Consider the following 25,827-nt stretch of genomic DNA (forward strand, 5'->3'; position numbering starts at 1 on the left):
AACAATACTGTTCTCAGGCACGCCGCTTGGTGGCAGAGTCCATCCAGACTGCCAGCAAAAGAATGGCACCCTTGACGATATACTGCCAAAACGTCGGGACGTCCATCATACTCATCCCGTTATCCAGCGAAGCCATAATAAATGCGCCCATCACCGCACCGGCTACGCTGCCCACACCGCCTGCGAGACTGGTGCCGCCGATAACGCAGGCAGCGATAGCATCCAGCTCTGCAATATTACCGGCTGAGGGTGAACCCGCCCCCAGACGCGAGCTGAGGATCAACCCCGCAATGGCTACCATCAGGCCGTTGATGGCAAAGACGGCGAGTTTCGTTCGCTCCACGTTGATGCCTGACAGACGCGCCGCCTCAAGGTTACCGCCGATGGCATAAATACGGCGTCCAAACGCGGTGCGCGTCGCCATAAACATGCCGCCCAGAAGCAAAAGTGCCAGCAGCAGTACGGGCGTCGGGACGCCGCGGTAGTCGTTCAGAAGCCAGATAGCACCCAGCACAATCACCGCGGTGAGTGCCTGACGTCCCACCACGGACGTTGATGCCGGAGAGGCCAGACCTAGTGCCTGACGGCGCATTCGTCCCCGCCACTGCCATGCCACAAATGCTATCAGACCCACAACACCCAGCGTAAAGCCGACGCCATCTGAGAGGTAACTCTGCCCAATCTGCGACATCGCGGCACTGGTTGGTGAGACGGTCGTGCCGTTGGTAATGCCAATCAAAATCCCACGGAAGGCCAGCATCCCGGCGAGGGTGACGATAAACGACGGCACTTTACGGTACGCCACCCACCAGCCGTTCCAGGCTCCGAGCAACAGACCGAGCACCAGCGTGACGGCAATTGTCAGCGGCAGCGGCCAGCCAAGCCAGACGTCAAAAATTGCCGCCACGCCGCCGAGCAGACCCATCATCGACCCCACCGACAGGTCAATTTCCGCAGAGATAATGACAAAGACCATCCCTACGGCCAGAATGCCGGTGATGGCGGTCTGGCGCAGCAGGTTTGAGACGTTACGCGCGCTTAAGTACGAGCCATCAGTCATCCAGGTAAAGAACAACATAATGGCAATAATCGCGGCGATCATCACAAAAACCTGCATGTTAAGCGCTTTTAGCCCCGCGAAAGCGCCGGGCGTCGGAACAGCGACTTTGATATCAGACGGGTTGCTTTTCGACATGGCGTTCGCTCCTTAAGGCGGCTTCCATCACCTGCTCTTGTGTCAGGTTCTGGTTAATCAGGTTGGCTTTCAGTTTCCCTTCATGCATGACCAGCACGCGGTCGCTCAGGCCGAGCACTTCGGGGAGTTCAGACGAAATGACGATGACGGCAATCCCTTGTTGCACAAGCTGATTAATCAGTTTGTAGATTTCATATTTCGCACCGATATCAATCCCGCGAGTGGGTTCATCGAGGATCAAAATGCGCGGATTCAGGAGCAGGCAACGTGCCAGAATCGCCTTCTGCTGGTTGCCTCCGCTCAGGCGTCCAATGGCCAGATCCGGGGAGGAGGTTTTCACCTTAAGTCTCGTGAGTGACTGGAGAATACACTGCTGCTCGGCAGCGTCATCCAGGCTGCTCAGCGCACCGGAAAACTGACTGAGGGCCGCCAGCGTGATGTTTTTACCGACAGCCATGACTGGCACGATGCCATCTTTTTTGCGGTCTTCTGGCACCATGGCAATACCACGGGCAATCGCCTGCTGGCAGTTTTCAATCTTTACATGCTGGCCGTCGATATAAATAGTGCCTTCCCAGCGTCCAGGCCAGACACCAAACAGGCATTGCACGGCCTCGGTACGCCCTGCACCAACCAGTCCGGCAATACCGAGGATCTCTCCCCGGTGCAGCGAGAAGGAGATATTATTTACGCGCTTGATGTGACGGTTAACGGGATGCCACGCGGTCAGATTTTCCACCCGTAGCACTTCCTCGCCAACAGTATGAGGTTCGTTCGGGTACAGCGCAGTCAGCTCGCGCCCTACCATCATGGTGATGATGTCATCTTCACTCATACCTGCCGCTTCGCGCGTGCCGATATGCTGGCCGTCGCGGATCACGCAGATGGTGTCTGAAATGGCTTTTACTTCATTGAGTTTGTGCGAAATATAGATGCAGGCGATGCCGTGGTTTTGCAGATCGCGGATGATGTCGAGCAGGACGGCCGTTTCCTGTTCGGTGAGCGAGGCCGTCGGCTCGTCAAGGATTAACAGCCTGACCTGTTTGTTCAGTGCCTTGGCGATTTCAACCAGTTGTTGCTGGCCCAGACCTAAGTCGCCCACGCGGGTGTCCGGTGAGATGGCAAGGCTCACTTGCGCCAGCAGTTTTTCGCAGCGCAGCGTCATGGTGTCGTAATCCAGCACACCGTGGCGTGAAAGTTCGGCTCCGAGGAAAATGTTCTCCAGCACAGTGAGGTGCTTCACCAGCGCCAGTTCCTGGTGAATGATAGCGATGCCTTTTCGTTCGGTATCGCGAATATGTGTGGCCTGAATGACTTCACCGGCAAAGACGATTTCGCCGTCATAGCTGCCGTAAGGGTAGATGCCGCACAGCACTTTCATCAGCGTTGATTTGCCGGAACCATTTTCACCGCACAATGACACCACTTCGCCAGGGTTCAGCCGCAGGCTGACATTGTCGACCGCCTTCACTGCGCCAAAGGCTTTGGTGATGCTTTTCATTTCAAGTAAATAAGGCATAACTGCTCCACATGGCCCGAAGGAAGAACAGTACAAATCGATGCGCCCCCGCCAGGCAGGGGCAGCGCTGAATTACAATTCACTCTTTTTGTGGAAACCGTCTTTAATCACCGTGGCGTCAATGTTCTCTTTATTGACTTCAATTGGCGTAAGCAGGCGAGACGGGACGTCCTTCAGCCCGTTGTTCAGAGAAGCGTCGGCTTTCGGCTGCTGACCATTTCCCAGCTCAACGGCAATTTCTGCGGCCGTATTTGCAAGCTCGGTGATGGGCTTATAAACCGTCATGGTTTGGGTGCCTGCAATAATGCGTTTCACGCCAGCAAGGTCGGCATCCTGGCCCGAAATAGCGACTTTCCCGGCCAGACCCTGTGCGCTGAGTGCCTGAATCGCACCGCCAGCCGTTGCATCGTTAGAGGCTACAACGGCGTCGATTTTGTTGTTATTCGCCGTTAATGCATTTTCCATAATTTTCAGCGCATTTTCTGGCAGCCAGCCATCAGCCCATTGATCGCCGACGATTTTAATTTTGCCGTCGTCAATATATGGCTTAAGGACTTTCATTTGTCCTTCACGGAACAGTTTGGCGTTGTTATCAACCGGTGAGCCACCCATCAGGAAATAATTCCCCTGAGGCACTTTATCGACCAGACTTTTTGCCTGTAATTCACCGACTTTTTCATTATCGAATGAAATATAGAAATCAATGTCCGCATTATTAATCATGCGGTCATATGCCAGAACTTTTATGCCTTCCTGTTTGGCTTCTTTAACGACGTTACTTAATACCTGGCCGTTGTACGGGATAATGACCAGCACGTCGACGCCACGGTTGATCATATTTTCAATTTGCGACATTTGCGTTTCTTCGTTGCCGTTAGCCGACTGAACGAATACCTCTGCGCCAAGAGATTCTGCTTTTTTAACAAAAATATCGCGATCTTTTTGCCAGCGCTCCAGGCGCAGGTCGTCAATCGCCATGCCGATTTTGACCTCTTTCGCATGTCCGGCAAAGCTGGCAAGCAGGAGAGTAGTGCAGAGAGTCAGGTACAGGTTCTTTATCTTCATAATTATTGGGCCTTTTTGTAGGAGTACGTTGCTGTTGAGATAAAAGAAACATTCACTGCTGAGACGCAGCAAATTTTTAACGTGGAAAGGCGGTCTGGCAATTACAGATTTTTATCTTCTCGTTACGATATTTGGTTTATTTCTGAATTTATGACCGCGATCGGATTTTAAAATGCGTAACCTATTAATTACATTTGATTCTGGAATACGCGCCGAAAAATAGTTTGTCTGCACATTATTTTGCGAGCCAGCGCACAGTTGTGCATTCTCTCAATAGCAGTGTGAAATAACGTAATTGAGCAAGCCGGAATGTGTATTCACTATTACTTACGTCATTACACCTCGCCGCATACCCTGATTATGGAGCTCAATATGCAAGCCTATTTCGACCAACTCGATCGCGTTCGTTACGAAGGCACGAAAACCACCAATCCTTTAGCATTTCGTCACTACAACCCGGATGAGCTGGTGCTGGGTAAGCGCATGGAAGACCATCTGCGCTTTGCCGCCTGTTACTGGCATACCTTCTGCTGGAACGGTGCCGACATGTTCGGTGTTGGCTCTTTTGACCGACCATGGCAACAACCTGGCGAAGCCATCGAACTGGCGAAACGTAAAGCGGATGTCGCGTTTGAATTCTTCCACAAGCTGAACGTACCGTACTACTGCTTCCATGATGTGGATGTCTCCCCGGAAGGCGCGTCACTGAAAGAGTATTTGAATAACTTCGCGCAGATGGTGGATGTGCTGGCGGCAAAACAGCAACAAAGCGGCGTGAAACTGTTGTGGGGGACGGCGAACTGCTTCACCAATCCACGCTATGGCGCAGGCGCAGCAACTAACCCGGACCCGGAAGTGTTTAGCTGGGCAGCCACTCAGGTTGTGACCGCGATGAATGCCACGCATCAACTGGGTGGCGAGAACTATGTCCTGTGGGGCGGCCGCGAAGGTTATGAATCCCTGCTGAACACCGATCTGCGCCAGGAGCGTGAACAAATTGGCCGCTTTATGCAGATGGTCGTTGAGCACAAACACAAAATCGGTTTCCGCGGTACGCTGCTGATAGAACCGAAGCCGCAGGAGCCAACGAAGCACCAGTACGATTATGACGTTGCCACGGTGTACGGCTTCCTGAAGCAGTTTGGTCTGGAAAAAGAGATCAAAGTCAACATTGAGGCTAACCACGCCACGCTTGCGGGCCACTCTTTCCACCACGAAATTGCCTCTGCGATTGCGCTGGGTATCTTTGGCTCTGTGGATGCTAACCGTGGCGACCCGCAACTGGGCTGGGACACTGACCAGTTCCCGAACAGCGTGGAAGAGAATGCGCTGGTGATGTACGAAATCATCAAAGCGGGCGGTTTCACCACCGGTGGCCTTAACTTCGATGCCAAAGTGCGTCGTCAGAGCACTGACAAATACGATCTGTTCTACGGCCATATCGGCGCAATGGATACCATGGCGCTGGCGCTGAAAGTGGCGGCTCGTATGATTGAAGATGGCGAGCTGGATAAACGTGTGGCGAAACGCTATAGCGGCTGGAACAGTGAGCTGGGCCAGCAAATTTTGAAAGGTCAGTTATCGCTTGCTGAGATCGCGCAGTACGCTGAACAGCATCACCTGGCACCGCAGCACCAGAGCGGGCATCAGGAACTGCTGGAAAACCTGGTGAATCACTATCTGTTTGATAAGTAATAACGTAGGCCCGGTCAGCGTAGCGCCACCGGGCATTTCAGTTAAAGGAGTCACCGAATGTATATCGGGATTGATCTTGGCACATCGGGTGTGAAAGCCATTCTGTTAAGTGAGCAGGGCGACGTACTGGCAACACAGACTGAAAAGCTGCAGGTTTCACGTCCACATCCGCTATGGTCGGAGCAGGACCCGGAACAGTGGTGGCAAGCGACGGACCGCGCAATTAAAGCCCTGGGTGAACAACACAGCCTGCGCGAGGTTAATGCGCTGGGCATTGCCGGACAAATGCACGGCGCGACGCTGTTGGACAGCCAGCATCGGGTGCTGCGGCCGGCCATCCTCTGGAATGATGGCCGGTGCGCGGAAGAGTGCGCAATCCTCGAAGAGAGCGTGCCTGCGTCCCGTGAAATCACGGGCAACCTGATGATGCCAGGGTTTACGGCACCAAAACTTTTGTGGGTGCAGCGCCATGAGCCGGAAATTTTCCGTCAGGTGGCGAAGGTGCTGCTGCCAAAAGATTATCTGCGTTTTCGCATGACGGGCGATTTCGCCAGCGACATGTCTGACGCAGCGGGCACCCTGTGGCTCGATGTGGCGAAACGGGACTGGAGCGAGGCGATGCTCGACGCCTGCCATCTGACCCGTGACCATATGCCAGCCCTTTTTGAGGGCAGCGAAATGACGGGCACCCTGCAACCTTCTGTTGCGGAACGCTGGAATATGCCTGCAGTACCGGTTGTGGCCGGTGGTGGAGATAACGCAGCGGGAGCCGTTGGCGTGGGGATGGTCGAAGCAGGGCAGGCCATGCTCTCGCTCGGCACCTCCGGCGTCTATTTTGCCGTCAGCGACGGTTATCGCAGTAACCCTGAGAGTGCAGTTCACAGTTTTTGCCATGCGCTGCCGGGGAAATGGCATCTGATGTCGGTCATGCTGAGTGCCGCATCCTGTCTTGACTGGGCGGCGACGCTTACCGGAATGCCAGATGTCCCGGCGCTGATCGCAGCAGCGCAGCAGGCGGATGACAACGCAGGTGCGCTCTGGTTTTTACCGTATTTGTCCGGTGAGCGAACGCCTCATAATAACCCGGAAGCAAAAGGCGTGTTCTTTGGCTTAACCCATCAACATGGCCCGGCAGAACTGGCGCGGGCCGTGCTGGAAGGCGTGGGCTATGCGCTGGCAGACGGGATGGACGTGGTGCATGACTGTGGCTTGAAACCCTCAAGTATTACGCTGATTGGTGGCGGGGCGCGCAGTAATTACTGGCGGCAGATGTTGTGCGATATTAGCGGGTTAACGCTGGATTACCGTACCGGTGGTGATGTCGGGCCTGCGCTCGGCGCGGCGCGGCTGGCGCAGATAGCGGTGAACCCTGAGAAGCCTTTGGCTGAGCTGTTGCCGCAATTACCGCTTGAACAACAGCATCTTCCCGATGCGAAAAATCACGCCCGCTATGCAGAGCGACGTGAAACTTTCCGCAAAATTTATGAACAACTTGTACCGCTGATGTCATAAACATCGCTGCCAGGCTAACTGACATACCTGCGTGTATCGACCCGCTGCAACAGCATCGACAGCAGCAGGCTTACAACCAGCGTGGCGGCGAAAATCCAGACTATGTCCAGCAGCGGCCAGTTTTTAAATTCCACGCCTCGCGTGCGCAGGGCGTGGATCACCAGTGCGTGAAAACCGTAGATCCCCAGCGAGTGGCGCGAGATAAACCCCAGTACAGGAAACGGGCGTTCGTTCAGCGTGTTTTTGACGAGCGTCAGGAGGGATATTGCGCAGATGAAAACCACCGGACCGCAGTACACATACCAGGTGTCAGCGAAGTTGCCGCGCCATTGCAGCTCATGTAACGTCCCGCGTGAAATCACAATTACGCCAAGGATAAACAGCGCGCCACACAGCCAGTTTATACCGCGTTTGTGCGTATCCATCATCCCGATGGCGCGCCCCAGCATGCCGTACAGCACGTAGTAAAAGGTATCGCCGTTGATGTAGAGGTTGACCGGTAGCCATTCGAAACCGTCGATTTTCTGCGAGACGGTATTTGGGTTTGCCACTATGCCAATCACGACCATCAGCGCCAGCAGCATTTTGCCGCTGACGTTTTTTACCTGAATCAGCGGTGAAACCAGGTAAATCACGATAATGGCGAAGAAAAACCACAGATGGTAGAAAACCGGTTTTTGCAGCAAATACTTAAGCGAAAGCCCGGCGCTAATCGAGGTAAACAGGGAGATATAGAGCAGTGCGACGGCGCTGTAAAACAGCAGGCACGATGCAATGCGGATAAAATGCCTCGGTTGCGCACTCCGCTCGCCAAAAAAGAGAAAGCCGGAAATCATAAAAAACAGCGGCACGCTTACGCGAGATGCCGAGTTAAGAATATTGGCGATATCCCAGTTAACGGGGCTGATACTGTGCGCATTCGTGACGTACCAGGTCGTCGTGTGGATCATCACCACCATCAGACACGCTATTCCTCGCAGGTTATCAATCCAGTTAATTTTTGACTGCATCAGTTCCTCTGTTTTCCTGGTAAAAAGAGTGTGACTGCCATTGCGTAAAAGTCTTCCCTTGGAAAATTCTGAGTTTAATCAGGCGAACTTGTATGAAGCTCGTGAGATTCGCAGAATGACCAACCATAATCTATAAAGGCTTTGATACTAAAAATAACAGCCACAGACCAGGGCGGTAATAAAAATGATGATGAAGCGCATCGCGTCACTCTTTCTGCTGTTTTTACTGGCAGGTTGCAGTGCTTCGCAAGAAGCGCCTGTGCAAAAAGCGCAGCAGAGCAAAATTAGTCCGGCACGCTCCCTGAATATGGAACAGCTCTGTAAAGACCAGGCTGCTCGCCGCTATAATTCCGAGGTAGAGAAAATTGATGTCACCGGGTTTGAGCGTTTTCAGGGCAGCTATGAGCTGAAGGGACATACTGCGCGTAAAGAGGGCTTTATCTGTTCTTTTGATGCGGACGGCCAGTTTTTGCACCTCTCAATGCGTTAACGTGCTCGTATATTCAGCAGCCAGAGCGCTCAGGTGTTCTGGCTAAAAGGCTTATTTCCCAATTTTCCCTAAACAACCCCGTTTCGTACTGTATATCTTGCAGCCAGCGGGTATACTGATCCCTTCCATTTAAAACCACACGTATCCAGCACGAAATACTATGCAAAAGTTTGATACCAAGACCTTCCAGGGCCTGATCCTGACCTTACAGGATTACTGGGCTCGTCAGGGCTGCACCATTGTTCAACCTTTGGACATGGAAGTCGGCGCAGGCACTTCACACCCGATGACCAGCTTACGCGCGTTGGGGCCAGAGCCAATGGCGACTGCCTATGTGCAGCCATCCCGCCGTCCTACCGATGGCCGTTACGGCGAAAACCCGAACCGTCTGCAGCACTACTATCAGTTCCAGGTGGTGATTAAGCCATCACCCGACAACATTCAGGAACTGTATCTCGGGTCACTGAAAGAGCTGGGTATGGACCCGACCATCCACGACATTCGTTTCGTGGAAGATAACTGGGAAAACCCAACGCTGGGTGCCTGGGGTCTGGGCTGGGAAGTGTGGCTGAACGGTATGGAAGTGACGCAGTTCACTTACTTCCAGCAGGTTGGTGGTCTGGAATGTAAACCGATTACCGGCGAAATCACCTACGGTCTGGAACGTCTGGCGATGTATATTCAGGGCGTAGACAGCGTTTACGACCTGGTCTGGAGCGACGGCCCGCTGGGTAAAACCACCTACGGCGACGTGTTCCATCAGAATGAAGTGGAGCAATCCACCTATAACTTCGAATACGCAGACGTGGACTTCCTGTTCACCTGCTTCGAGCAGTACGAGAAAGAAGCGCAGCAACTGCTGGCGCTGGAAACTCCGCTGCCGCTGCCTGCTTACGAGCGTATTCTGAAGGCCGCCCACAGCTTCAACCTGCTGGACGCCCGCAAAGCCATCTCCGTGACTGAACGTCAGCGCTACATTCTGCGTATTCGTACCCTGACCAAAGCCGTTGCTGAAGCCTACTACGCGTCCCGTGAAGCCCTTGGCTTCCCGATGTGCAACCGAAACAAATAAGAGGCGGCCATGTCTGAGAAAACTTTCCTGGTGGAAATTGGCACCGAAGAGCTGCCACCAAAAGCCCTGCGCAGCCTGGCTGAATCTTTTGCTGCGAACGTGACTGCTGAGCTGGATAACGCTGGCCTGGCACACGGTAAAATTGAGTGGTTTGCTGCACCGCGCCGTCTGGCGCTGAAAGTGGCAAACCTGGCGGCGTCTCAGCCGGATCGTGAAGTGGAAAAACGTGGCCCGGCGATTGCTCAGGCGTTCGACGCGGAAGGCAAGCCGAGTAAAGCGGCAGAAGGCTGGGCGCGCGGCTGCGGGATCACCGTTGACCAGGCCGAACGTCTGACCACCGATAAAGGCGAATGGTTGCTGTATCGTGCCCATGTCAAAGGCGAAAGCGCAGAAGCGCTGCTGCCGGATATGATCGCAACCTCACTGGCTAAGCTGCCGATTCCTAAACTGATGCGCTGGGGCGCGTCTGACGTCCACTTCGTGCGTCCGGTGCACACCGTGACCTTGCTGCTGGGTGATACCGTTATTCCTGCCACCATCCTGGGCGTGGCGTCCGATCGCGTGATCCGCGGCCACCGCTTTATGGGCGAGCCGGAGTTCACCATCGACAATGCTGACCAGTATCCGCAGATCCTGCTGGAGCGCGGTAAAGTAATTGCCGACTACGAGCAGCGTAAAGCCAAAATCAAAGCAGATGCAGAAGAAGCGGCACGCAAAATTGGCGGTAACGCCGATCTGAGCGACAGCCTGCTGGAAGAAGTGACCTCGCTGGTGGAATGGCCGGTAGTGCTGACCGCGAAGTTCGAAGAGAAATTCCTGGCTGTTCCGGCAGAAGCGCTGGTGTACACCATGAAGGGTGACCAGAAGTACTTCCCGGTCTATGCTAACGACGGCAAGCTGCTGCCAAACTTCATCTTCGTGGCGAATATCGAATCGAAAGATCCGAGCCAGATTATCTCCGGTAACGAGAAAGTGGTGCGCCCGCGTCTGGCGGATGCGGAGTTCTTCTTCAATACCGACCGTAAAAAGCGTCTGGAAGATAACCTGCCGCGCCTGCAGACCGTGCTGTTCCAGCAGCAGCTGGGCACGCTGCGCGACAAGACCGACCGCATCGCGGAACTGTCCGGCTGGATCGCTCGCGAAATCGGTGCGGACGTTAACCACGCGACTCGCGCGGGCCTGCTCTCCAAGTGTGACCTGATGACCAACATGGTGTTTGAATTTACCGACACCCAGGGCGTTATGGGCATGCACTACGCACGTCATGATGGTGAAGCGGAAGACGTGGCGGTTGCTCTGAACGAGCAGTATCAGCCGCGCTTTGCAGGTGACGATCTGCCGTCCAACCCGGTTGCGTGCGCCGTCGCGATTGCCGATAAGATGGACACCCTGGCGGGTATCTTCGGTATCGGTCAACATCCGAAAGGCGATAAAGACCCGTTCGCGCTGCGTCGTGCTGCGCTCGGCGTGCTGCGTATCATCGTTGAGAAGAACCTGAACCTCGATCTGCAAACGCTGACCGAAGAAGCAGTGCGTCTGTACGGCGACAAGCTGACCAACGCGAAAGTCGTGGATGACGTGATCGACTTCATGCTCGGCCGCTTCCGCGCCTGGTATCAGGATGAAGGCTACACCGTTGACACCATTCAGGCGGTGCTGGCGCGTCGTCCGACCCGTCCGGCTGACTTTGATGCGCGTATGAAAGCGGTGTCCCACTTCCGCACGCTGGACGCGGCGTCTGCCCTGGCTGCGGCTAACAAGCGTGTATCCAACATTCTGGCGAAATCCGACGAGACGCTGAACGAGCGTGTGAACGCCGCGACGCTGAAAGAGCCGGAAGAGATCGCGCTGGCGATGCAGGTTGTTGTGCTGCGCGACAAGCTGGAGCCGTTCTTCGCGGAAGGCCGCTACCAGGAAGCGCTGGTGGAGCTGGCTGAACTGCGTGACGTTATCGACGCCTTCTTCGATAAAGTGATGGTAAACGTGGACGACAAAGAGCTGCGTATTAACCGCCTGACTATGCTTGAGAAACTGCGCGAACTGTTCCTGCGCGTGGCGGATATTTCGCTGCTGCAGTAAGGCACTCGTTGTTACAAATGCTAAAAACCCGCTTCGGCGGGTTTTTTTATGGGGCTTTTGTAGGCCGGATAAGCGCAGCGTCATCCGGCAGGTTTAGCCGATCGCGACTGTGCCTTCGTCCGTCTGCAGCCAGCGCGGTGCCTTCAGCGTATCGGCAAAGTAGCTGACCAGTTCGCACAGCAAATCTTCCATCACGATTTCAGATTGTCGCGGCAGTGAGCCGTTCATCAGCAACTGCGTAATCTCCTGACAGTAGCGCCCCAGCTGATCGCATTCGGGTTCGAAAGCCGGAAGACGCGACGGGAGTTCCTTAACGGTCAGGCTGGCTTTTAAAGAATCCGGAACAGGATCCAGAAGCGAGGGTTGCAGAAGATTCAGACAGGCATAAAGTCTGCCGTAAAGCGCCATTTTTGGGGCGGGTTCTTCGCAATCTACCAGTGCGTCGATAAAACGTTCGCAGTTATCCGCCAGTTCGGTGAAGTCGGTGGCGTGGTTGAAGGGCAGGGTGAATAAAGAGTCAGTCATTGACATAAAATAACCTCAGTGAGTGGTATATCTTCCGCCACGGGAGGTTCCAGGCTCGCTGGTGGCGGAACCGAACAAGGTTGGAACGACTGGCCTCACTGACACCAGCGCGCTTTGCAGCGCCCCTGTCCGGCCCGCCATTGAGATGCAACAGGCCGTACGACACAGAGCCTGTGTCGCCAGTGAAGTGATTCAGGGTTCCAATCCCGGCACCTGATTTTGCAGGTGCAAAGAGAACTTACTGCTCATCAAAACAGGCGGCAACAGTTTTGAGCTATGTCGCTGAGCATATTACCATTTCTGGAAAGAGGCTCGCAAAATTACCGTCTGTTTCCCCTCACCCTAACCCTCTCCCCAAAGGGGCGAGGGGATTGTTCACTGCTCGCATTAATTTGTGGGGATTCCTCAACCCAAAGGGAGAAGGAGTATAAATCGTCCAAAATTTAACCTTGAAATGGTCAACACATTACCGCTATCCTTATCCCCGTTAACTTTCTCGCTCTGGAGCGCCCCCCAAAAATGAACAAACACGACTGATGAATTTCGATCCTTGCTAAACGCCACCGCGTCGGCAGGGGATGTTTTGATTTCATTCAGGAGTGCTTATGGCTCATTTTGCGCAGTCCCCTTCTTTTATTTTGCATCAGGTCACCTGTCAGTTTGCGACGGGCGATACCCTTTTTGGTCCACTGAATCTTTCCCTGGAGCCGTCTCTGTGTGCGCTGGTTGGCCGCAACGGCAGCGGGAAAACGCGTCTGCTGCGTCTGCTGGCGGGGCTGGATGAACCTGCCAGCGGCCATATTGAACGCTTTGGCTCACATGCCTGGGTGGCGCAACAGCACGATATTACTCCGCAGACCACGCTTGCCGAACTGCTCGGGTATGACGCGATTTTTACGGCGCGCAAGCGCATCGACAGCGGCGATTACCAGCCTGACGATCTGGAGGTGCTTGACGGCTACTGGGATTTAGCCGAGCGTCTGAGCGAGGCGTTTACCAATGCGAAGCTCCCACCGTTTGACCCGGATAAACTCACCGGTGAACTCAGCGGCGGCGAGCGCATTCGCGCCCTGCTGTGCGGGGTGTTTACGTCTGAAGCGGATTTCCTGCTGCTGGACGAACCCACTAACCATCTGGATCGACACGGACGGGCGTGGTTCTACGACCAGCTTAGTCGTTACCACGGGGGCGTGCTTGTCGCCTCTCATGACCGGGAACTTCTGGAACAGGTGCCGCGTATTCTTGAACTGAGTGGCTCCGGCCTGCGCAGCTACGGCGGTAATTATGCGGATTATCAAACCCAGCGCGATGCTGAACAGCAGGCGGCTCGCGCGGCGCTGGAGCACGCGGCGACGGAGCGCAAACGCACCCGCGCACGCATGCAAAAAGAGCACGATGACAGCCAGCGGCGTTCGGCAAAGACATTACGCACCGTCGATACCCTCAATATCGCCTCGTTTGAACGCGTTAAATACAAAGGCGCGGCAAAGGAACGTATCGGTTCCTGGAAAAAGCAGCATAGCGAGCAAAATGAAGCTCTGAACGCCGCGGTGAATAAGGCACGTGAGCGGGTTGAAGAAGATACGCCCGTGATGTTCACTCTGCCGGGGAGTCAGGTCCCGGAGGGGAAACAGGTGCTGGTTCTGGAGGATCTTGTGCTGCCGCATGTGTCCGTTCCCCCGCTCAACTGGCGGATGGACGGGCCGATGCGCGTGGCGCTAAAGGGACCGAACGGCTGCGGAAAATCGACGCTGCTGAAAGCGATACTCGGCGACATTAGTTCACATTCAGGAACCTGTAAGGTGTCTGTCAGCTGCGCTTACCTCGATCAGCATCTGTCCCGGCTCGATCTCTCGCAGTCGGTCATGACGCATCTCAACCTGGGCAATACGCCCCTGGAGGAGGGCGTATTGCGAACCCGTTTAGCCCAGCTTCAGTTGGGGGCCGACAAAGCCAAGCTCCCGCTGGCGGAACTGAGCGGCGGTGAGCGTCTTAAGGCTGCGCTGGCCTGCGTGTTATGGCGCGCTGAAGCGACGCAGCTCCTGTTGCTGGACGAGCCGACCAACCATCTGGATCTGGCATCGCTCCAGGCAATTGAAGCGGCGCTGGCCGGTTTCCCCGGCGCACTGTTGGTGGTGTCACACGATGACGCGTTTTTAAGAGGGTTAAGGTTGTCGCACGAGTTGGTGTGGGAAGAGACGGGCTGGCGTTGCGTAAGCCTTTAAACACAAGCCCCCGCAGAGGCGGGGGCGTTCAAACTTCACTACGCTATCTGTTTGCTGAGTGCAGGGTTGGCCTGAATCAGGCTCATCAGCTTCAACTCGGTTGGCGTGGGTTTTTCACGTTTTGACTCCCACTCCAGCACCATCGCCACGCTGACTCCCATTGCTCTTGCGAATTCGTCCGTTTTAAGTCCTGTCCCTTTGCGCAATCGCTCAAATTCTGTAAAGGGATTGGATTTTTGTTGCAGAGTAATCGTCTGCGGTACATCTTTAAAAATAATCTGTTCCAGGCTGCTCAGCAGCTCAAACTCAGGATCTTTATATTCCATTGAGAACTCCTCATAAATCTCACAGCGGGATCATGAACATCAGAGAGCCAATTAAGAATAGTCCCTAATAGACGGGAAGGATCGTCACGGCAGTGATTAATCGTGCGGTAACCATCGCTTTACGCGTTTCAGCGCGATGGATAGTTATGCTAATTACCTGATTAATCATATGTAGGCTTCGGCTGGTATTTATTTGTAAATGGTAAGAAATAAAACGGCAATAGCCGATTTGCGTGAAAAGGGTATCTTGCGAGGCTGACCTGGACTATCCTTGTCAGCGTCGGGCACGCGTGTGCCGGTGTGCGCTTTTTTGGGTGAAAGGAGTAATAAAAATGGCGACAGGAAAGTCCTGCTCTCGCTGGTTTGCGCCTATTGCGGCGTTGTTAATGGTGGTTAGCCTGAGTGGGTGTTTCGATAAGGAAGGCGATCAACGCAAAGCGTTTATCGATTTCCTACAGAATACGGTGATGCGCAGCGGCGAGCGTTTGCCAACGCTGACTGCGGATCAGAAAAAACAGTTTGGCCCCTTCGTGTCCGATTACGCCATTCTTTATGGTTATTCACAGCAGGTGAGCCAGGCAATGGACTCTGGTCTTCGTCCGGTACTGGATAGCGTGAACGCCATCCGCGTGCCGCAGGATTATATGACCCAGCGTGAACCGCTGCGCCAGTCCAACGGTGCGCTCGGCGTGCTGAGCCAGCAGTTGCAGAATGCCAAAATGCAGGCAGACGCGTCGCGTTCCGCGTTGAAACAGGGCGAAGATCTCAAGCCGGTGTTTGACAAGGTGTATGAGAAAGTGGTGACGAAACCGTCTGAAGCCCTGCAACCTCTGATTCCGGCCGCGCAGATCTTTACGCAGCAGCTGGTGCAGGTAGGCGATTATATTAATGAGCAGGGTACGCAGGTGAGCTTCGTCTCTAATGGTATCCAGTTCCCGACCTCCCAGCAGGCGAGCCAGTATAATACGCTGATTGGGCCGCTGGCCTCCCAGCACCAGGCTTTTAGCCAGGCGTGGAGTGCGGCAGTCGCCGCCACAGAATAAGACGAATACCCCGCTTCAGGCGGGGTTTTTTATCTCTGTTCAAAATAACGCTTGTCATTCCTCTACCACATCGGTATAACTATGTACGTCGGTTTGTTACACAGACCTAAAGCAGTTTAGTAAAGCAGTCCAGATTGTTATCCATAGATACCCTTCGTAGTGACCCTTCCTTCATCGCTTAAATTCTGTAATGCAACCCATCGCGCCGGAAGGCACAACAAATTTAAATAAGGTAATTTCTATGTCTGGTAAAATGACTGGTCTGGTAAAATGGTTCAACGCTGATAAAGGTTTCGGCTTCATCACTCCTGACGATGGCTCTAAAGACGTGTTCGTACACTTCTCTGCTATCCAGAACGATGGCTACAAATCTCTGGACGAAGGTCAGAAAGTTTCCTTCACCATCGAAAGCGGCGCTAAAGGCCCAGCAGCTGGTAACGTTGTAAGCCTGTAAGGTTTCAACCCAGTAGCACAAAATTCAAAAACCCGCCTTCTGGCGGGTTTTTTCGTTTCTACTGCTGTACTTGCGGGTTAACGCAGTTCTTTTCTACTTTTCCGCTTAGTGCGGTAATCAGGTTATCCACGGCGGTAGCCGCCATGTTGTAGCGCGTTTCATGGGTTGCCGAGCCGATGTGGGGCAGGGCGACGACGTTTGGCAGTTTTAACAGCGGGGAATCCACCGGCAGCGGCTCCTGCTCAAATACGTCCAGACCGGCGGCGTGGATCTCGCCGTTTTGCAGGGCTTCAATCAGCGCTTTTTCATCCACGACCGGGCCACGACCGGCATTAATGAAAATGGCTGATTTCTTCATCTTCTCAAACGCGGCTTTGCCAATCAGGTGATGGGTTTCATCCGTCAGCGGCAGGATCAGGCAAACGTAATCCGCTTCGTGCAGCAGCGTATCCAGCTCGCAGTAGCGCGCGCTGAAACGTTCTTCAGCTTCAGGGTGATGACGACGCGCGTTATACAAAATCGGCATGTTAAAACCAAAATGCGCGCGCTGCGCCAGCGCCAGACCGATACGCCCCATACCAACGATACCCAGCGTTTTGCCGTGGACATCCACGCCAAACCAGTCCGGCCCAATGCTTTTTGTCCATTCGCCAGCTTTGACGCGTTCGGCCACTTCCACCACGCGACGGGCCGTGCTGAGCACCAGCGCCATCAGCGTGTCGGCCACGGTTTCCGTCAGAGCATGCGGCGTGTGCATCAGCAGAATTTTGCGCTCGTTGAGCGCATCCACGTCGAAGTTATCGTAACCCACTGAAATGGTTGATGTCGCACGAAGATTCGGCATTTTCTCCAGCAAGGCGACATCCACTTTTTCGCTTGAACCCAGCAGACCTTCGGCGCTGGCGAATGCATCCGCGTGCTGCGCCACGGTGTCCGGGCTGAGGTTCTTCACCTGGGTGACGGTGAAGTGTTCTTCCAGGCGTTTTTGCAGATCTTCAGGCAGTGCTTTGTACAAAATGACGGACGGCTTCATGCTAATCTCCGTTGATTTTAAGGGTCAGGCGTGGCGTGCGCCGACGGGAAGTTGTTGATTATTAGCAGGCTTAACAACCAGAGTAAGCCACACTGAGGCGAAAAGCGCCACCCCCATAAAGATGTACGAGGCCGACGGGCTGCCGGTCGCGCCGTTCAGGTAGCCCACAAACCACGAGCCGAAGAACGAGCCAAGCGCGCCCATACTGTTGATTAATGCCATCGCGCCACCCGCGACGTTACGCGGCAGCATTTCCGGAATAATGGCGAAGAACGGACCATACGGGGCATACATGGCTGCGCCCGCAATCACCAGCAGGGTGTAAGAGGCCCAGAAATGGTTAGCCCCGACAGCCCAGGAGCCAATAAAAGCAAAAGCAGCGATCAGCAGCAGCGGCCAGACGAAGAGTTTGCGGTTTTGCAGCTTGTCCGATGCCCACGAGGCGACAATCATGGCGATGGTCGCCGCCAGATAAGGCACGGAAGACAGCCAGCCCACTTCCACCATGCCGAGATTTTCGCCACCGCTACGGATAATCGACGGCAGCCACAGCACGAAGCCATACACGCCGATGCTCCAGGTGAAATACTGCATGCACAGTAAAATGACATTACGGGAGCGGAAGGCTTCGCCGTAATTACGTACCGCTTTCAGCCCTTGCTGTTCTTTGTCCAGCTGCGCCTGCAGCGCGGCTTTTTCATCTTCGGAAAGCCATTTCGCCTGTGAAGGTTTATCTTTCACCAGCACCCACCAGCAGAATGCCCAGATTACCGCCGGAACCCCTTCGATAATGAACATCTCACGCCAGCCGAAGGACTGGATCAGGTAGCCGGAAACCACCGACATCCACAGTACCGTTACCGGGTTACCGAGGATCAGGAAGGTGTTAGCACGCGAGCGTTCGGATTTGGTAAACCAGTTGCTGATATAGATAAGCATCGCGGGCATCACTGCGGCTTCAACCACGCCGAGGATAAAGCGGATGGCAGCCAGGGCAGGGATGTTGTTCACCACGCCGGTGAGTGACGCGCAGCCGCCCCACAGGATCAGGCAGACGAAGATCAGTTTACGCACGCTGCGGCGTTCCGCGTAGATCGCGCCAGGGATCTGGAAGAAGAAATAGCCCAGGAAGAAAAGGGCACCCAACAGCGATGAGATGCCTTTGGTGATACCGAGATCTTCGGTGATCCCGGCGGCGGACGCGAAACTGAAGTTGGCACGATCAAGGTACGCCAGGCTGTACGTGATAAACACGATGGGCATGATGTACCACCAGCGTTTTACTGCATTGGTCGAACTGTTCATAGGCTTGCCTCTGTTGTTGAGGTGAGTACCGCCGTTGTCTGTAGGGTACACGGTGGCTTAATAATGTGGTGTGGCCTGTAGCCCTCACCCTGGCCCTCTCCCCGTGGGAGAGGGAAATCAGACTCCGAGCTGCGCGCGCGTTGGCAGGCCTTCGCTGTCGCCCTGCACCTGAATCGCCAGCGAACCGATTTTGTTGCCCCTGGCAACGGCCTGCTGCAGTGGTTTTCCTTCCAGCAGCGCGCTAATGACCCCGACAGCAAAGCCATCGCCAGCGCCCACGGTGTCGACCACGTTCTCGACTTTAACGGCAGCGACCGCGCCCTGCTCACCACTGGCGGTTTTAAACCATGCGCCATCGGCACCGGTTTTCAGCACCACGGCTTTAACTCCTTTGTTCAGGTAAAAATCGGCGATGCCCTCCGGTGTGTTTTCGCCGGTAAGGATCATTCCCTCTTTGACGCCAGGCAGAACCCAGTCCGCGCTGAATGCCAGACGGTTCAGCTTTTCGACCATTTCCGCTTCGCTGTTCCACAGCACCGGACGCAGGTTCGGGTCGAAGGAGATCGTTTTACCTTGCGCTTTCATTGCTGTTGAGGCGTGTTCCAGCAGTTGATAAGAGCTGGCAGAAAGCGCCGCTGCTACGCCGCTAAGATGAAGATGACGCGCGGAAGAGAAATACGGGGCGTGATAGTCATCCACCGAAAGATGACTTGCCGCTGATCCTTTGCGGAAATATTCCACGATGGGATCGGTTCCATTTTCGACTTTAGATTTAAGCTGAAAACCCGTGGCGAAGCGTCCGTCGAGCGTGACGCCTGCCGCATCAATGCCCTCTTTTTTCAGCACATCGAGAACGAAATGGCCAAAGCTGTCGTCACCCACGCGGCTAACCCAGCCGACGTTCAGGCCCAGGCGCGCCAGGCCGGTAGCAACGTTCAGCTCTGCACCTGCCACGCGCTTCATGAAGTGTTCAACCGCGCTTAGCTCGCCCGTTTCGGTGGCGACAAACATCGCCATCGCTTCGCCAATCGTGATCACATCCAGTGTCTTGTGCATGGTTTACTCCTCACGCAGCAGGTTAACGTAATGGCGGGTAACGGCGGTTAAGTCCGTCCCTTCCAGCGGGAACTCGATACCGCGCGGGGCATCGGCAGGCAGCTGATTGAGCAGATCCAGCCAGCGCGTATCGGCACGATCCGGCGCGATGGCGCGGAAGTTTTCGTTATGCGGGACGGCGGCTTTAACGTGGATATAGCTCACAGCGGGAGCCAGATGACGCGCGGCCTCTTCCGGAGAATCGCCAACCCACAGCCAGTTGCCCATATCGAACGTCAGCGTGACCGGCAGTGCCATCACCCGGCAGGCCGCTTTGAAGCGTTGCATCGGTGCGAGCTGACCGCAGTCGGTCTGGTCGTTTTCCACCACCAGCGCCATACCGCTTTCATTCAGCAGAGCACGCAGGGATTCAAGCGGTTGTTTGTCGCTGAAATGGCCCAGTGAGACCTTTAGCCACAGCGCATTCAGCGTGTTGGCTTCGGCCAGATAACGTGGCAGATCCGGGTTGAGCGTGCCATCAGGCATAAACAGGGCGGCGGGAGCCGAGTAACACGCCAGCAGGCCCAGCAGCTCGATGGACTCGGCCAGCGCAGGCAGCGCCAGCAACTCTTCGCTGCTGAACAGTTCGCGGCGGATCTCTACACCATCCGCTCCTGCCCCAGCAATGACGGGAAGCATCGCCCGTTGACCGCCTGCCTGTCGCACCTGGTCCGCACCATATGCGGCGGTGACCACTATTATTTTCCTGCCCATTGCCTGACTCCATCGCGTAATCGATAGTATTACGCTAGATGGAACCGGTTCCAAAGAAAAGATCGGGATGTTGAATTTATGATCGCTGTCACGAAGGGAGATTTAACGGGCGGTAGAGCCGCGAACGATCAGCTCGCCGGAAAAAACCTGCTCGCGCACGGCGTCACTGACGCCTTCAATGCGGCGAACCACTTGTTCAACAGCGGCATAGCCGATTTGCCAGGTGGGTTGTTTCAGGGTGGTGATGCCCACGCCCGCCAGCTCGGCCCATTCCAGTTCATCAAAACCCAGCAGACCAATATCGCTGCCCCAGTGCAGGCCAATGCGTTTCAGCGAACGGGCGACCTGAAGCGTGAGAGCACCGTTGGCGGAGATCACCGCTTTGCGCATGCCGCGGTGGCGGGTATGGAACTGACGCAGGGTGTTATCAAGCTGGTCGGCTTCGTGGAGGGGTGTTTCGGCATTTTCGGCGATCACGCCGGGATAACGCTCCAGCGTGGCACGAAATGCGCTCAGGCGCTCGCGACGGGTGTTGACCGTGCCCAGCGGTTCGCTGAGGAACAGTATGGCTTCGAAACCCTGTTCGATAAGGTGTTCAGTGGCGGTGGTAGCCGCCTGGGTATTATCCAGCCCGACGACATCGCAGGCAAATTCCGGGATTTTGCGGTCGATAAGCACCATCGGCAGGGAGGATTGTTGCAGGCGGTTCAGGCCTTCTTCGCGCATACCTACAGCATTAACCACGATCCCTTCTACCTGGTAGCTACGCAGCAGATCCAGATAATGAAGCTCCTGATCGACTTCGTTGTTGGTGTTACAGACCAGCGGCGTAAAACCCTTCTCGCGACAGGCGGCTTCAATACCGCTCAGCACGTTGACGGAGTAGGGATTGGTGATATCAGCGATAATCAGGCCGATTAAGCGGGTTCTGCCCCGCTTAAGGCCACGGGCCATAATGCTGGGACGGTAGTCGAGATCGGCAATAGCCTGTTCAATACGAGCCAGTAGCGCGTCGGAAAGCAGGTGTTTCTCGCCGTTAAGATAGCGCGAAATGCTTGTTTTTCCGGTTTTTGCGGCTTTCGCCACGTCGCTGATGGTGGCCCGTGTTGATTTGCTCATCGATGATTTCCCTGAAGTGAGTGAGAACACCTTAGCGGGAAAATCTGCTGAATCAAGTAATTTGCCCGGTGGCGCTGCGCTTACCGGAGGTTGCGGTCTGATGCCCTCACCCCAACCCTCTCCCACGGGAGAGGGCGCAAACACTAAAAACGGCAACGGGGTTGCCGTTTTGCTTTTACCTACTGCACAGGGCTTAACGTAATTTCAACGCGGCGGTTCTGCGCTTTGCCTTCCGCCGTGCTGTTGCTGGCGATTGGATTGGCCGGGCCCATCCCGCTGGTGCGGATTCGGTTTGCCGCAACGCCCTGAGTGATGAGCGAGCTGGCCACGGAATCGGCGCGCTGTTGAGACAGGCGCATGTTCAGATCCTGGCTGCCGGTGCTGTCGGTGTAGCCAATCACATTCACGGCGGTTTTGTTGTACTCTTTCAGCACCATTGCCACGCCAGTCAGGGTATTTGCGCCTGCGGGTTTCAGCGTTGCGCTGCTGCTGTCGAAGGTGACGTTATTTGGCATATTGAGGATGATGTTGTCGCCACTGCGCGTGACGCTCACGCCTGTTCCCTGCATTTTGTCGCGCAGTTTCGCTTCCTGCACATCCATGTAATACCCGACGCCGCCGCCCAGTGCTGCGCCTGCCGCTGCGCCAATCAGTGCACCTTTGCCGCGATCTTTCTTAGACGAGGAGAGGACACCAACGCCTGCCCCTACCAGCGAGCCGATGCCCGCGCCGATGCCGGATTTACCCGCTTCACGTTCACCGGTGTAAGGGTTTGTTGTGCAGCCAGAAACAGCCAGGGTTCCGCTCACCAGAGCGGCAATAACAAGTACACGTTTTTTCATCTTATTTCCTTAATCCTTTTTATTCTTTGCCACGACGCGCGTGGCAGTTGATTATGACGTCCGGATACGGAGAAAATTCCGGGTATAACTCTGAAATTTGTGACAAACCATAAACCGCCTCAACAGAAGGCTGTACCACCTGCACGCAACCAGGAGCGCACGCTTTGAGCACCTCAACAAAAACGATTCTGACCGCCGCCCACTGGGGGCCGATGCTGGTCGAAACTGACGGCGAAAATGTGCTGTCGTCCCGCGGGGCGTTGCCGACGCAACATCCCAACTCTTTACAGACCGTCGTTCGCGATCAGGTGCACAGTAAAACCCGCGTGCGCTGGCCGATGGTGCGTAAAGGTTTTCTGACCTCGCCAGATAAACCGCAGGGCATTCGCGGGCAGGATGAGTTTGTTCGCGTAAGCTGGGATGATGCGCTGGCATTGATTCACGCGCAGCATAAACGTATCCGCGACAGCTATGGCCCGTCGTCGATTTTTGCGGGCTCTTATGGCTGGCGCTCTAACGGCGTGCTGCATAAAGCCTCAACGCTGCTTCAGCGCTATATGAGTCTGGCCGGGGGCTATACCGGACATCTGGGGGATTACTCTACCGGCGCGGCGCAGGCGATCATGCCGTATGTGGTTGGCGGTAATGAGGTTTATCAGCAGCAGACCAGCTGGCCGCTGGTACTGAAGCACACCGACGTGGTGGTGTTGTGGAGCGCCAATCCGCTCAATACGCTGAAAATTGCCTGGAATGCCAGCGACGAGCAGGGCATTGCTTATTTCGATGCGCTGCGTAAAAGCGGCAAGCGCATTATTTGTATTGACCCGATGCGTTCTGAAACCATGGAGTTCCTCGGTGACAGTGCCGAGTGGCTTGCCCCGCACATGGGCACCGACGTGGCGTTGATGCTCGGCATCGCCCATACGCTGGTGGAAAATGGCTGGCAGGATACTGATTTTCTCGCGCGTTGTACCACCGGGTATGACAAATTTGCCGACTACCTGACGGGTAAAACGGACGGTATTGCCAAAACGGCGGCGTGGGCGGCTGAGATTTGCGGCATTGATGCCGATAAAATCCGCGAGCTGGCGGAAGTGTTCCATAACAATATCACCATGCTGATGTCCGGCTGGGGAATGCAGCGCCAGCAATTTGGCGAGCAAAAACACTGGATGCTGGTGACCCTGGCCGCAATGCTTGGGCAGATTGGCACGCCGGGCGGCGGTTTTGGTCTCTCTTATCATTTCGCGAATGGCGGCAACCCGACGCGTAAAGCCGCGGTACTGGCTTCCATGCAGGGCTCAGTGCAGGGCGGCGTGGATGCCGTGGATAAAATCCCGGTAGCGCGCATTGTTGAAGCGCTGGAAAATCCAGGCGGATTTTATCAGCACAACGGCCTGGATCGTCACTTCCCGGATATCCGTTTCGTCTGGTGGGCCGGTGGCGCGAACTTCACTCATCATCAGGACACCAATCGGCTGATCCGCGCCTGGCAGAAGCCGGAGCTGGTGGTGATCTCTGAGTGTTTCTGGACCGCCTCGGCCAAACATGCCGACATCGTTCTGCCTGCTACCACCTCGTTTGAGCGCAACGATCTCACCATGACGGGCGACTACAGCAACCAGCATATGGTGCCGATGAAGCGCGTCGTGGCCCCCCGTGATGAAGCGCGTGATGATTTAGACGTCTTTGCCGACCTGAGCGAACTCTGGGAGCCGGGCGGTCGTGAGCGCTTCACCGAGGGCAAAACGGATCTGGAGTGGCTGGAAACGTTTTACGAGATTGCCGGCCAGCGCGGTGCTGCGCAGGGTGTAACGTTGCCGCCATTTGCCCAATTCTGGGAAGCGAATGAGATTTTCGAAATGCCGGAAAGCGAGCAGAACGCGCAGTTTGTCCGGTTTGCTGATTTCCGCCGCGACCCGCAAGCCCATCCGCTGAAAACCGAGAGCGGGAAAATTGAGATTTACAGCCAGCGCATCGCCAGCTTTGGCTATGTCGATTGTCCGCCACATCCAAAATGGCTGGAGCCGGACGAATGGCATGGCAATGCGCAGCCGGAGCAGCTACAGGTGCTGTCTGCCCACCCGGCACATCGTCTGCACAGCCAGCTCAACTATTCGTCGCTGCGTGAGCAATATGCCGTTGCCGGACGTGAGCCGATTATCCTGAATACCGAGGATGCAAAAGCGCGTGGGATTGTCGACGGAGACGTGGTGCGCGTCTGGAACCCGCGTGGACAAGTGCTGGCGGGGGCAGTGGTAAGCGATGGAATTCGGCCCGGCGTGCTCTGCATTCACCAGGGGGCATGGCCGGATCTGGAACTGAGCGAAGGCGGGATTTGTAAAAACGGGGCGGTGAACGTGCTGACCAAAGATCTCCCCAGCTCGAAGCTGGGGAATGGCTGCGCCGGAAACACCGCGCTGGCATGGGTTGAGAAGTATAAGGGGCCAGAGCTTAAGTTAACGGCGTTTGATCCGCCTGCCAGCTCATGATCCACGTCGGGTGTTGAGTATCATCCTGCCAGGCGCTGTCTTCGATGCGAAAGCCCTGTGCATGATAGAAATTCACCGCCCGAACGTTTTTCTGATACACCTCCAGGCTTAAATACGGGTAGTGCTGCTGTACATGGTTCAGCAGCGCACCCCCGATCCCCTTCCCGATGAACGCCGGAGCGACAAACAGCGCGCCGACAAACTGGGAGTGCATCACGCTGATAAATCCGCACGGTTTTCCAGCCTCGTCCCAGACCCAGGTTTCAGCCGAAGGCAGGTATACGTCCCGCACCATCGCTTCGTTCTCTTTCCAGTAGCTGGCATCAATAAACGGATGTGCTTCCGTGGTGCTTTCAAGCCACAGACTTAGCAGCGGAGCGGTATTCTCACTTTGCCATTTGCGGATCATGGTGGCCCCCAGGATGACAGAAGCAACCTGTGATGTGGTCATTTACCAGACCACAGGCCTGCATAAAGGAGTAACAGATGGTGCTGCCAACAAACTTAAAGCCGCGCTTTTTCAGGGCTTTCGAGAGCGCATCAGAGGCGGGAGTTGACGTTGGGATCTCCGCAAGCGTGGCGGCTTGTGTTACTTTCGGGTCGTTATCGACAAAGGACCAGACAAATTCTGAAAAGGGCTCGCCGTTTTGTTCCATCGCCAGGTATGCGCGCGCGTTACCGATAATCGCCTGAATTTTTCCGCGATGGCGGATGATTCCGGCATTCAGGAGTAGCTTTTCAACGTCTTCGTCGGTCATCGCGGCGACCGCGACGGGATCAAACTGCCGGAAGGCTGCGCGGTAGTTCTCCCGCTTTTTCAGAACAGTAATCCACGACAGCCCGGCCTGCTGCCCTTCCAGGCAGATCATCTCAAAGAGTTTTTTGCCGTCAGTTTCTGGCACGCCCCATTCCCGATCGTGATAGTCGATATAGAGCTGATCCTGGCTTACCCAGCCGCAACGTTGCATAGGTTATCTCCCTTATTGATCCTGAAACCGCAAAATTTTCAATCTGCCT

The 25,827-nt window shown here is 55.2% G+C and carries 23 protein-coding genes; 9 read left to right on the forward strand and 14 right to left on the reverse strand.

Translation table 11 applies throughout. The features are described from left to right. Nucleotides 1-13: 13 nt before the first annotated feature. From xylH to xylF, 3 genes are all read right to left on the reverse strand, one after another. Nucleotides 14-1,195: a xylose ABC transporter permease XylH gene (xylH, locus tag EoCCA6_RS12805; protein ID WP_152082970.1), complete on the reverse strand. Its 1,182-nt coding sequence runs from the start codon at nucleotides 1,193-1,195 to the stop codon at nucleotides 14-16. Next, on the reverse strand, nucleotides 1,173-2,714 hold the full coding sequence (locus tag EoCCA6_RS12810) for a xylose ABC transporter ATP-binding protein (protein ID WP_152082971.1): 1,542 nt from the start codon (nucleotides 2,712-2,714) through the stop codon (nucleotides 1,173-1,175). The genes xylH and EoCCA6_RS12810 overlap by 23 nt, the downstream gene beginning before the upstream one ends. A 72-nt stretch (nucleotides 2,715-2,786) precedes the next feature. After that, nucleotides 2,787-3,779, reverse strand: coding sequence for a D-xylose ABC transporter substrate-binding protein (xylF, locus tag EoCCA6_RS12815; RefSeq protein WP_152082972.1), 993 nt, complete (start codon nucleotides 3,777-3,779; stop codon nucleotides 2,787-2,789). Between the two features lie 372 nt (nucleotides 3,780-4,151). On the opposite strand from xylF, the gene xylA reads away from it, so the two are divergent. Next, nucleotides 4,152-5,474 (forward strand): xylose isomerase, encoded by a 1,323-nt coding sequence (gene xylA, locus EoCCA6_RS12820; RefSeq protein WP_152082973.1) that lies wholly within the window; start codon nucleotides 4,152-4,154, stop codon nucleotides 5,472-5,474. Between the two features lie 57 nt (nucleotides 5,475-5,531). Continuing rightward, complete coding sequence (gene xylB / locus EoCCA6_RS12825) at nucleotides 5,532-6,986, forward strand: xylulokinase (protein WP_152082974.1); 1,455 nt, start codon at nucleotides 5,532-5,534, stop codon at nucleotides 6,984-6,986. Nucleotides 6,987-7,000: 14 nt separating this feature from the next. Here the strand turns inward: xylB and EoCCA6_RS12830 are convergent, their stop codons facing one another. Further along, complete coding sequence (locus tag EoCCA6_RS12830; RefSeq protein WP_152082975.1) at nucleotides 7,001-7,996, reverse strand: acyltransferase; 996 nt, start codon at nucleotides 7,994-7,996, stop codon at nucleotides 7,001-7,003. Nucleotides 7,997-8,180: 184 nt separating this feature from the next. On the opposite strand from EoCCA6_RS12830, the gene EoCCA6_RS12835 reads away from it, so the two are divergent. From EoCCA6_RS12835 to glyS, 3 genes are all read left to right on the forward strand, one after another. Beyond that, complete coding sequence (locus EoCCA6_RS12835) at nucleotides 8,181-8,486, forward strand: YsaB family lipoprotein (RefSeq protein WP_152082976.1); 306 nt, start codon at nucleotides 8,181-8,183, stop codon at nucleotides 8,484-8,486. Between the two features lie 160 nt (nucleotides 8,487-8,646). Then, nucleotides 8,647-9,558 carry a glycine--tRNA ligase subunit alpha gene (glyQ, locus tag EoCCA6_RS12840; protein ID WP_003860141.1) on the forward strand — a complete coding sequence of 304 codons (912 nt, stop codon included), beginning with the start codon at nucleotides 8,647-8,649 and terminating at the stop codon, nucleotides 9,556-9,558. Nucleotides 9,559-9,567: 9 nt separating this feature from the next. Beyond that, entirely contained in the window at nucleotides 9,568-11,637 is a 2,070-nt protein-coding gene (glyS, locus tag EoCCA6_RS12845) for a glycine--tRNA ligase subunit beta (protein ID WP_152082977.1), read from the forward strand. A gap of 93 nt (nucleotides 11,638-11,730) precedes the next feature. Here the strand turns inward: glyS and EoCCA6_RS12850 are convergent, their stop codons facing one another. Continuing rightward, nucleotides 11,731-12,168 carry a hypothetical protein gene (locus EoCCA6_RS12850; RefSeq protein ID WP_152082978.1) on the reverse strand — a complete coding sequence of 146 codons (438 nt, stop codon included), beginning with the start codon at nucleotides 12,166-12,168 and terminating at the stop codon, nucleotides 11,731-11,733. A 599-nt stretch (nucleotides 12,169-12,767) separates the two neighbouring features. Here EoCCA6_RS12850 and EoCCA6_RS12860 point away from each other — a divergent pair. Continuing rightward, nucleotides 12,768-14,387, forward strand: coding sequence for an ABC-F family ATP-binding cassette domain-containing protein (locus tag EoCCA6_RS12860; RefSeq protein ID WP_152082979.1), 1,620 nt, complete (start codon nucleotides 12,768-12,770; stop codon nucleotides 14,385-14,387). Nucleotides 14,388-14,425: 38 nt separating this feature from the next. Here the strand turns inward: EoCCA6_RS12860 and EoCCA6_RS12865 are convergent, their stop codons facing one another. Beyond that, nucleotides 14,426-14,713: an HTH-type transcriptional regulator gene (locus EoCCA6_RS12865; RefSeq protein ID WP_152082980.1), complete on the reverse strand. Its 288-nt coding sequence runs from the start codon at nucleotides 14,711-14,713 to the stop codon at nucleotides 14,426-14,428. Between the two features lie 332 nt (nucleotides 14,714-15,045). Here EoCCA6_RS12865 and EoCCA6_RS12870 point away from each other — a divergent pair, with 332 nt between their 5' ends. Both EoCCA6_RS12870 and cspE read left to right on the forward strand, forming a co-directional pair. Beyond that, entirely contained in the window at nucleotides 15,046-15,756 is a 711-nt protein-coding gene (locus tag EoCCA6_RS12870; RefSeq protein ID WP_152082981.1) for a DUF3053 domain-containing protein, read from the forward strand. Between the two features lie 241 nt (nucleotides 15,757-15,997). Then, entirely contained in the window at nucleotides 15,998-16,210 is a 213-nt protein-coding gene (gene cspE / locus EoCCA6_RS12875; RefSeq protein WP_032615822.1) for a transcription antiterminator/RNA stability regulator CspE, read from the forward strand. Nucleotides 16,211-16,268: 58 nt separating this feature from the next. On the opposite strand, the gene ghrB is transcribed toward cspE, so the two are convergent. The 6 genes from ghrB to EoCCA6_RS12905 all read right to left on the reverse strand — a co-directional run bounded on the left by ghrB (nucleotide 16,269) and on the right by EoCCA6_RS12905 (nucleotide 22,318). Continuing rightward, nucleotides 16,269-17,243 carry a glyoxylate/hydroxypyruvate reductase GhrB gene (gene ghrB, locus EoCCA6_RS12880; RefSeq protein WP_152082982.1) on the reverse strand — a complete coding sequence of 325 codons (975 nt, stop codon included), beginning with the start codon at nucleotides 17,241-17,243 and terminating at the stop codon, nucleotides 16,269-16,271. A 24-nt stretch (nucleotides 17,244-17,267) separates the two neighbouring features. Beyond that, the gene (locus tag EoCCA6_RS12885; RefSeq protein WP_152082983.1) at nucleotides 17,268-18,548 is read right to left on the reverse strand and encodes an MFS transporter; all 1,281 of its coding nucleotides are present in this window, start codon (nucleotides 18,546-18,548) and stop codon (nucleotides 17,268-17,270) included. Nucleotides 18,549-18,665: 117 nt separating this feature from the next. Next, nucleotides 18,666-19,604 carry a sugar kinase gene (locus EoCCA6_RS12890; protein WP_152082984.1) on the reverse strand — a complete coding sequence of 313 codons (939 nt, stop codon included), beginning with the start codon at nucleotides 19,602-19,604 and terminating at the stop codon, nucleotides 18,666-18,668. A 3-nt stretch (nucleotides 19,605-19,607) separates the two neighbouring features. Next, on the reverse strand, nucleotides 19,608-20,357 hold the full coding sequence (locus EoCCA6_RS12895) for a sugar phosphate isomerase/epimerase family protein (protein ID WP_152082985.1): 750 nt from the start codon (nucleotides 20,355-20,357) through the stop codon (nucleotides 19,608-19,610). A 102-nt stretch (nucleotides 20,358-20,459) separates the two neighbouring features. After that, the gene (locus EoCCA6_RS12900; RefSeq protein ID WP_152082986.1) at nucleotides 20,460-21,476 is read right to left on the reverse strand and encodes a LacI family DNA-binding transcriptional regulator; all 1,017 of its coding nucleotides are present in this window, start codon (nucleotides 21,474-21,476) and stop codon (nucleotides 20,460-20,462) included. Nucleotides 21,477-21,655: 179 nt separating this feature from the next. Then, a complete protein-coding gene (locus EoCCA6_RS12905) occupies nucleotides 21,656-22,318 on the reverse strand; it encodes an OmpA family lipoprotein (RefSeq protein WP_152082987.1) in 663 nt (220 codons plus the stop codon). 212 nt (nucleotides 22,319-22,530) lie between these two features. Here EoCCA6_RS12905 and EoCCA6_RS12910 point away from each other — a divergent pair, with 212 nt between their 5' ends. Continuing rightward, nucleotides 22,531-24,810 (forward strand): molybdopterin guanine dinucleotide-containing S/N-oxide reductase, encoded by a 2,280-nt coding sequence (locus EoCCA6_RS12910; protein WP_232623283.1) that lies wholly within the window; start codon nucleotides 22,531-22,533, stop codon nucleotides 24,808-24,810. Here EoCCA6_RS12910 and EoCCA6_RS12915 read toward each other — a convergent pair. Beyond that, entirely contained in the window at nucleotides 24,773-25,219 is a 447-nt protein-coding gene (locus EoCCA6_RS12915) for an N-acetyltransferase (protein ID WP_152084449.1), read from the reverse strand. The genes EoCCA6_RS12910 and EoCCA6_RS12915 overlap by 38 nt on opposite strands. Beyond that, a complete protein-coding gene (tag, locus tag EoCCA6_RS12920) occupies nucleotides 25,197-25,778 on the reverse strand; it encodes a DNA-3-methyladenine glycosylase I (RefSeq protein WP_152082989.1) in 582 nt (193 codons plus the stop codon). Before tag ends, EoCCA6_RS12915 begins: the two co-directional genes overlap by 23 nt. Nucleotides 25,779-25,827 lie beyond the last annotated feature (49 nt).

It is taken from the genome of Enterobacter oligotrophicus (genome assembly GCF_009176645.1).
GTDB lineage: Bacteria > Pseudomonadota > Gammaproteobacteria > Enterobacterales > Enterobacteriaceae > Enterobacter > Enterobacter oligotrophicus.